The sequence below is a fragment of the Chamaesiphon sp. GL140_3_metabinner_50 genome (assembly GCF_025361915.1).
Lineage (GTDB): Bacteria > Cyanobacteriota > Cyanobacteriia > Cyanobacteriales > Chamaesiphonaceae > Chamaesiphon.
In genome coordinates this window covers 1-8,907 of record NZ_JANYJC010000369.1, presented here as the reverse complement: position 1 = coordinate 8,907, position 8,907 = coordinate 1, and the positions used below count along the sequence as shown (strand labels likewise).

Annotated in this window: 5 protein-coding genes; 4 read left to right on the top strand and 1 reads right to left on the bottom strand. The window is 45.6% G+C overall.

The genetic code is table 11. From position 1 onward, the window contains the following. Positions 1–5,543, bottom strand: a 5,543-nt coding sequence (locus Q0R35_RS18120) for an AAA family ATPase (protein WP_295621783.1), incomplete at its 3' end; no start/stop codon positions are given. Positions 5,544–6,146: 603 nt separating this feature from the next. On the opposite strand from Q0R35_RS18120, the gene Q0R35_RS18115 reads away from it, so the two are divergent. The 4 genes from Q0R35_RS18115 to Q0R35_RS18100 all read left to right on the top strand — a co-directional run. After that, entirely contained in the window at positions 6,147–7,085 is a 939-nt protein-coding gene (locus tag Q0R35_RS18115; protein ID WP_295621780.1) for a ferritin-like domain-containing protein, read from the top strand. Positions 7,086–7,107: 22 nt separating this feature from the next. Beyond that, complete coding sequence (locus Q0R35_RS18110; protein WP_295621777.1) at positions 7,108–7,851, top strand: isoprenyl transferase; 744 nt, start codon at positions 7,108–7,110, stop codon at positions 7,849–7,851. A 3-nt stretch (positions 7,852–7,854) separates the two neighbouring features. Next, positions 7,855–7,992, top strand: coding sequence for a hypothetical protein (locus tag Q0R35_RS18105; RefSeq protein WP_295621774.1), 138 nt, complete (start codon positions 7,855–7,857; stop codon positions 7,990–7,992). A gap of 145 nt (positions 7,993–8,137) precedes the next feature. After that, a partial coding sequence (locus tag Q0R35_RS18100) for a fatty acid desaturase (RefSeq protein ID WP_295621770.1) occupies positions 8,138–8,907 on the top strand: 770 nt, incomplete at its 3' end.

Genomic DNA, 8,907 nt, shown 5'->3' with positions numbered 1-8,907 from the left:
GGCATTTGCAGATCCATAACAATCGCATCGGGCTGATGTAATTGAGCGACTTCGATCGGATCTATTCCTCGATCGGCGACAATAATGTTGTAGCCTTTGGCTGATAAATAATCACTGAGCGTCTCGATGTTGTCACGATCGTCATCGACGATGGCGATCGTCTTTTGTCGATCGGGCATGGTGTGGGGATAGAATTGGGACTGCGGGAAAATTGTTGACAGATCGTCTATAAATCCGGCGGTAGGTAACGAGAAGATAAATGACCGCTCCTCGCAGGGTAAATCGACTGTAAACCGACTACCAACATCGATTTTACTGCTGACAACTACGTGCCCGCCATGCAGCTCGACTAGCTCTCGGACGAGATTTAAGCCCAAACCCGTACCCTGCTGGCGACTGACTTGGTTATCGATTTGGACGAAGGGCTGAAATAACTGAGTTAGATGTTCGGGCTTAATGCCAATGCCCGTATCGCAGACGGTAAATTGCATTCGATCGTTTTCGGTATTAGTGACAATATGTGCCACTTCCAGGCTCACTCGACCGCCTGTTGGCGTGAATTTGACAGCATTAGCAAGTAAGTTAATTAACACTTGGCGAATCCGGCGTTCGTCTACGACTAGATTGGGCAAATGGGGCGGCAGATTCAGTTCTAATTGAATCCCTTTTTTGAGTGCTTGCGGCTCGACTAGTCGGAAACTAGCATCGCAAAGCTGCTGGATTTTAGTTGGGGCGCAATATAGTTCTAGTTTGCCAGCTTCAATTTTTGCCAAATCGAGAACATCGTCGATCAGCGATAGCAGATGCGTACCGCCGTTGTAAATGACTTCCACACAGCGTAATTGTCGTTTGTTGAGTTCTCCATAAGCTTGTTCTTGCAAGCCTTCCGACATGCCTAAAATGGCGTTGAGTGGCGTGCGAAGTTCGTGACTCATGTTGTTGAAAAAACTCGTCTTGGCACGATCGGCAGATTCGGCTAATTCTTTAGCGGCTTTAAGTTCGATCGTGCGTTCTGCGACTTTTTGTTCGAGCAGTTCTACCGAGCCTTGGAGTTGACGATAGAGTTTGGCATTCTCGATGCTTATCGCCGCTTGAGCGACGATGACTTGGAGTAATTCGACTCGTTCGGGCGTAAATGAATCGATCGCGATTTGATTTTCTAAGTATAAGATGCCGATCGTCTGACCTTGATTTAAGATCGGCATACACAGGATACTTTTGGGCTGGTTAAGGTGAATATAATCATCGCTACCAAACTGCTGGTGGTGGATGACATCGCCCAGCACCAACGATGTCAGGTTATTTTGCACCGTATTTACGACACTAAACGGCACATCCTGACTGGCTGCTAGCGAGATCGGCGTTAATAGCTGCGGTTCTTCAATGCCCTCGGCTCGTGCTACTACTTGCAACTCCTGTTCTTGTTGAAGTAGCAAGACACATTTATCGGCTCCAGCACTGGCGATCGCGATTTTAAGCAATGTCGCCAATAATCGATCGAATTCAATCTCGCCAGCAATCGCTTGTGAAGCTTTGAGTAAAGCTGATAAATCTAAAGCGGCGGAGGTACTAGTTCCAAAATTCATGGCGGTAGACATCTCGATGTGGGAAATATCCGATCGATCTGGATGCAAGATCGTCGCCAGCAGTTGGGGATAGAGTGTGGTTAATTGGGCTGCTTTTGCCATTGCGCCCCACCGAACATAGCAGTAATAAGCTTCTACCATGTAAATCTGGGCAATTTTTTGGCGATCGTCAGCGATGTAAAATTTGGCTGCTAATTCGTTAGCCAGGGCTTCTTCATGGACGAATTGATGCTCTTTAGCACCAGCAATGGCGCGATCGTAATGTTCGCCTGCGGTGGCGTGGTTGCCGAATACCCGCTGTTTTTCAGCTTCGATCAGGTGCCATTTGTGGCGGTAATTTGTCGGTGCAGTTTGCGCCCACAGATCGATTACCGCTTGATGGCTGGCTATTTGAATAAGATCGATTTCAGATCCGGCTAAATGCGCCAGAGCTGCAAACAAATGGAATGTCGGAATCGTCACCATCCCGGCGACTCCGAGTAAATATGGTTGCGCTTTGGCGGTATAGTCGATCGCCGCTCGATAATTGCCAAACAAATAAGCCAGAATCTGTTTGTAGCCATATACCGCAGCCAGCGCGCTGAATTCATTATTCTGGAGGTGTTGAGGAATCATTACTGTTTCATCATACGCACTTCCAACTAGACAATCTGGCTGACTGACACCCTCGATGAGGTTCTGTGCCATTTGACGCTTGACATCTAAAAAAGTCTGGGCGGAATATTGCTTCGCTTTGGCTAGCGCATCGCTATAGTCAGATATTTCCACCAGCCAATTACTCAGATCTACCCCAGCGAGCAAAGTTGACTCGAAGTAAATAGCAATGCTATACCCAGCACTGAGAAAATCACCAGCTTCCATAAAAGTCGTGTAGCAATTTTTTAATGTGGGCAAACAAGCTCGAATCGGTTCGCGGCGATGTTGAATCCAGGCTGCAAATAGAAATAGCACCGTGCCATCGAATTCGGTTGGGTTATCGCGATCTAGTAAATCGATGGCTAATTTACCAAACCGATAACCAGTTTCCACATTATTTAAAATTGCACTCAACACCATCCCGTGGTAAACATATCCCGCTAATGAGGCTGGCGCATTGCCATAATCGAGCGATAGGGTTACCATCGTGGAGCTAAGGATCGGTAACAATCCGGGCATACCAAGCACAATCGTTTTACCTAAATCTGCTAAGAGTTTAATTGTTACCTGAGCCTGACGATCGCTCATTACTGGCAAATCTAACAGATCTTCGATACATCTACCTTCGAGTTGAGCTTCCAGCGTCTGTAGTGCTAGCTCGATTTGAGTGGCATCGGGAGTAGTGGGGAATTCGATGCCCAGTTGAGCCAGTGCCTTGGCACCAACACTAATGGCTTCGAGCATCTTGCCATTGGCGGTGAGTGCCGCAACTTGAATTCTGTAGATTTCAACTTTATCGACAACCGTTATTGCCGATCGCATTATAATCGTCGAGATTTCTTGCATCCACTCTAAATTTCCGGCTAAATAAGCGGCTTCAGCCGCAGCAATATGTAGCTCTAAAGTGAGTTGATATTGAGTATCCCAACAGTCGATCGGTAGGAGTTCGATTGCTGTTTGTAAATAGCTATTTGCCGCAGCATAAGCAGTCGAATTTCTGGCCTTTTTACCCGCAGTAAAGTTCATTGCGACTAGGGCAGTTCGTTCGATTGGTTCGGTAATTAATGCTTTGGCTTGATTCAAATGTCCGACGATATCAAATACCCGAAGCTCGCCAGTCAGCTCCGAGCAGCTTTGGTGAATTAGTCTGCCAATATTAAGGTGAGTAAGTTGTTTTTGGTCGTCATCGATTAAGGAGTAAGCTGCTTGTTGAACGCGATCGTGTAAAAATCTATAAACTGGATTCGCTGCTAGATCCGACTCCGAGCGATCGCTACAATTAGTAAAGAATTTATAGATTTTGGTAGTTGGGATTAATAAATTTTCTTGCAACCCTGCCCACAAAATTGCGGCTGTCTCTGCTGGCGATTTTTCTAAGACGATCGCCAGAATTTGGAGGTCGAATTGTGCCCCAATACAGGCGGCAAAAGCCATTGCCGCTTGAGTTTCGATCGGCAATTTTTGGAGTTGCAGTGCCATAAACTCGACCACATCGTCGGTAATTGCTAAGGCTCTAACTTTAGCAAGATCGCATTTCCAGCCACCAACTTGGTTATTTCGATCGATCCGATCGAAGCTAATCAGTCGATCGTCATATAATGATTTAAGAAACTGGTTAGCGAAAAATGGATTACCCTTGGTTTTAAGATCTACCAATTCAGCTAGTGGTTGCGCGACGAGTAAATCGCAATTTAGTGTATCTGCAACTAAATGGTTTAAATCTGCTTGATTTAGGGGCTTGAGTGTAATAGTATCAACTCTAATTCCAGTTTTGGCAATCTCATCGATCGCTAAAATAGCTGGATGGACTGGCGAGACTTCATTATCTCGATAAGCTCCTAATACTAATAAATGTTTCGTATCCTCCGTTAACAATTTTAGTAAATCTAAAGATGCTAAATCTGCCCATTGCAAATCGTCGAGAAATAATACCAGCGGATGTGCTGTGGTACAAAACAAGCGGACGAACTTTTGCATTAGTGAATAGAATCGTTGCTGTTCGGCACCAGCAGCTAATTCTGGGGCGGGTAACTGCCGACCGATAATCCGCTCTAATTCGGGAATTACATCGATTAATACCTGTCCATTATCGCCAACTGCTGCCAGAATCTCGATTTTGCGCGCTTCGAGTTGCGCTGCCGATTCTGCTAGCAATTGCCCCATCAACTCGCGGAAGGCTTGGACGAAAGCAGAAAACGGAATATTGCGTTGAAATTGGTCGTATTTACCCTTAATAAAGTAGCCCCGTTGCCGCACGACAGGCTTATAAACTTCGCGAACTACAAGAGTTTTGCCGATGCCCGAATAACCTGCAACTAAGACAATCTCGGTGGTACCGCTATCGTTGACTCGATCGAAAGCAGCAAGTAGGGTATTGACTTCTGACTCGCGACCATAGAGTTTTTCGGGGATGGTAAAGCGATCGCTCGGATCGCGATCTCCTAAATTAAATCCACCGATTTCGCCTGTCTGTTGTAATTGGATCGAGCAAATTTCTAGATCGTGCTTTAATCCCAGCGCATTTTGATAGCGATCTTCCGCATTTTTGGACATCAATTTAACAACTAGCTCACAGAGCATCAGCGGCGTATTGGGTTGAATATTGCGGATGGGAGTTGGCTGTTTGGCAAGATGAGCGTGTACCAAGTCTAGCGGATCGCTGTAATTAAACGGTAACTGTCCTGTCAATAGTTCGTAAAAAGTCGCGCCTAGTGCATAAAAATCGCTGCGGTAGTCAATTCCCCGATTCATCCGTCCGGTTTGCTCTGGAGACATATATGCTAGTGTTCCTTCTAGCAAATTGGCATGTCTAATTTCTGGGGTTTCTTTGGGTAAGAGCGAAGCGATCCTAAAATCGATGAGTTTGACTTGGTGCGTTTCGGGATGAATTAGGATGTTGCTCGGTTTGATGTCTTTATGGATCGTGCGATGAGTATACAATCCTTCTAGTGCCTCAGCCATTTGAATGGCAATTTGCAGGAACATCGTTAGTTTCTGCCGATCTGCTCCAAGAGCTAACGATTGCTGTAGAAAAGATTTTAAGGAAATGCCGCCAAAATCTTCTGAAATCAAGGCATAAGAGTTCTGGTATGGTTCTAATGCCAGCGTTTTGATAATATTAGGCAGATCGAAATTTTTACCAATTTCGTACTTGTGTCGGAACTGGATCAGCTCGTTACAGCTAGGAAAAGGATTGCGTAAGAGTTCGATAGTGACTGGATCGCGATCGCACTGTCTGATACCACGATAGATCGAGGTTTGGTTACCTGTATAAATTTCTTCGGTGACGATGTACCCAGGCACACACACGATTGTCTTCATAATTCCAGTCCTCAATGTGTAATTACACTCACGACGGCTGAGATCGAGTTATGATTAGCCGCCATAATCCACATTTTACGAACCGATTTAGGGTCTAGCTGTAATCTAGATCATCTAGTTTGAGTTGCTGCGGAGATCTACCCACCCCGCCCTTCGGAGCAAGAAGAGCCAACCCTTTATAAGCTACAGTGTCTATACATCTCTAGTTAGACGCAAAATTGGTGGGAATCCCCCTAAATCCCCCTTGGAAAGTGGGACTTTAAAAGCCCCCTTGGAAAGGGGGTTGGGGGATTTAGATCTCAAAACGAAGTCTATCCAACTTGTGTATGTACGGTAGCAAGCCCCAAAGGGGCTTTGAAAATCCCCTCCGAGGAGGGGTGACCAAAGGGCGGGGCGTTGCACCGAGCGAAGCCGTAGCGTAGCGTCTCCGTAAGGAGAAGTGTGGGTAGATCTCCGCTGGTATAAACAACTACCCCGCCAGAATTACTGATTCCCGACTTTTTCCGACTTTTCCTTAGTATAAGATTGCCGACAAGATCCGACTGACAGTATTTATCTGGAAGTTTATAGTCGAACTACCACCTCAATATCGGTAGACGAGACATGACTTTATATTTAGCTAGCGATGCCCCCACAAAACCGCTACAACAGCAAGATATCCAGCTTGAATCTAACTTTTGTCTCAACATTCGATCGCTAATTGCCGAATATTTAGATCCGGTAACTTTAAATACTAAACTCCAAGAATTACCCCAACAGTTCGATCGTCCACAACCTCGAAAATGGGCGCGAATCGATTGGCAAAATCTCAATTGCGACCAAATTGTCGGCATCGAGCCGCAACTCTTTTTAGCTATTCTCAAAGGTGCGATCGATACCGAAGCACCCATTCGCGATTATACCCAGACTAGTCGGCAATATCTTGCGCCCATTCACCCGCAAATGGCAGAATTTGTCGGAGGAACTGTTGATAAAATAGGCAAGCACTCGAAAGGAATCTGGGAACTAGAAGAATGTCGTCATGCACCCGCGCTCCTAAGAGTTTATCGTCAATTAAGCGGTAAAAAAATTGAGCTAACTTTCAAACAAGTTCGACCTTATCAACCGACTAGCTGCCCAGATCGAGATCTATATCGTCACGGTTTGCATCGAATTTTTACTGAGTATGGAGCGACCTGTTTATATCTGTGGCTGATGGGGCATTCTAAAGGTACCTTGCGGCAGATATTAGGAGAGCTAGTTTGCGATGAAGTCAATCATTTAATTAAGTTCTGGGGGTTTGGCATCTGGCTATATCCATGTCCGAAAGGATATCGATTTTTACGCGGTTGTCAACAACTATTACCACGCCGCTCTTCGGGGAATAATTTACTCACAACCTATCGACGGATGATGTCTGTCTTGCAATGGCAGGATTGGACATGGCAACACCGCTGGCAGATTGTCACGACTTTCGTGCTAGTAATGCAACAGCTTTTAGCTTGGCATCATTCCCTCAAGCCTACAGATTTAGATCGAATTTTCGGTGCGTCGTCTAATTAACAAATTTTCTATTAGTAATAACATGAATACTCAAACACTTACCAAATTACCAGCTATTTTAGATCCGACTAAAATGCCCCAACATATTGCCGCAATTATGGATGGTAATGGACGATGGGCAAAACAACAAGGATTGCCGAGAATTGCCGGACATCAGCAAGGTGCTAAAACAGTTAAATCGCTATTACGGTGCTGTAAAGATTGGGGAGTTGCTAATTTCACCGTCTATGCATTTTCAACTGAAAATTGGCGCAGACCAGCGGCTGAAGTCGATTTTTTAATGAAACTATTTGAAGGTTTATTAGATAGCGAACTAGCTAAATTGCATGAAGAAGGCGTGCGAGTGAGATTTCTGGGCGATCGATCTCAAGTGCCGATCGGACTCCAAACAATGATGGATAAATCGATCGCGACTACCGAACATAACCGCGCGGTCACGTTTAATATTGCCATTAATTATGGCGGTAGGCACGAAATTCTCCAAGCCTGTAAATCGATCGCCACCCTGATTAGAGCGGGTGAATTAGACCCCCAATCGATCGATGAATCGGTATTCACTCAATATTTAGACACCACCGGATTACCAGACCCCGATTTGTTAATTAGGACTAGCGGCGAACAGCGGTTGAGCAACTTTTTACTCTGGCAACTTGCCTATACCGAGTTATATATTACCAATACCCACTGGCCAGATTTTAGCAACGACGAATTTATGCAAGCGATCGCCGACTATCAACAACGCGATCGGCGATTTGGCAAGGTATAATTGGTGCGTTGTCAACTCCGCCGACAAGTAAGGCTAAAATCGCGTTATGATGACGATCGGTTGGCTCTAGTCAGGCAATCTAGCCGATCGATACCAGTGCTAGCGATCGACCTACTAGACCCCAGCCCCACACTAATGTAGGATAAATATTAACGATCGTTAACAAAACGGTACGTAGTTTGGCTACAAATTCATAATTGCCATTTATCTACTGACGCAAAAGTATCTAACTGGCAGTCACAATCATTTTGCCTTCCTCATAAATACTGGAGATCTAAACCGCTACATGACTTTATCGATCGATCCGAATCCAGCCGCAGTGCTGTCCCCGCATCTCAAATTCAAACACATCGTTCAGTCTTTACCAAAATCAGTTTTTGTTAAAGATAGTCGTCAAGCATGGCTGACAGCCCTTAAAACCATCGTCAGCGTGACGATAGGGATGCTCGCAATTGCCTATTCGCCTTGGTATATATTACCGCTGGCATGGGTATTTACAGGTACGGCGATGACTGGCTGCTTCGTAATCGGTCATGACTGCGCCCATCGTTCTTTCTCGAATAGTCGCAAAGTCAACGATATTGTCGGTCATCTGTTTATGTTGACCCTAATTTATCCCTTCCACGGCTGGCGATACGGACACGCTAAACACCACAAGCATACCAATAAAATGGACGTGGACAACGCTTGGCAGCCGTGGCGACCCGAAGATTATCAAGACGCGCCCACCTGGCTACAAGTAGTCTATCAGGCGATGCGCGGACGGTTATGGTGGTTGGCATCATTACCCCACTGGGCAGCAGTTCACTTTGACTGGCGGAAATTTCCCGCAGGCAAAACCAGAGACGATGTTAAATTCTCGGCTCTATTTGTGATTATCGGTGCCGCAATTATCTTCCCGATTTTAATTGGAACTTTAGGCATCTGGGGCTTCGTCAAATTCTGGGTTATCCCCTGGTTGGTATATCACTTCTGGATGAGCACCTTCACGATCGTCCATCATAACGCGATTTTAGCCTTACTTGTCGGCGGAGTTGACAACGCACCAATTATACC

What these genes read in the sequence shown, in the direction of transcription:
- Q0R35_RS18115 (WP_295621780.1), top strand. Translation starts at nt 6,147, where the DNA reads ATGACTTTATATTTAGCTAGCGATGCCCCCACAAAACCGCTACAACAG.
- Q0R35_RS18110 (WP_295621777.1), top strand. Translation starts at nt 7,108, where the DNA reads ATGAATACTCAAACACTTACCAAATTACCAGCTATTTTAGATCCGACT.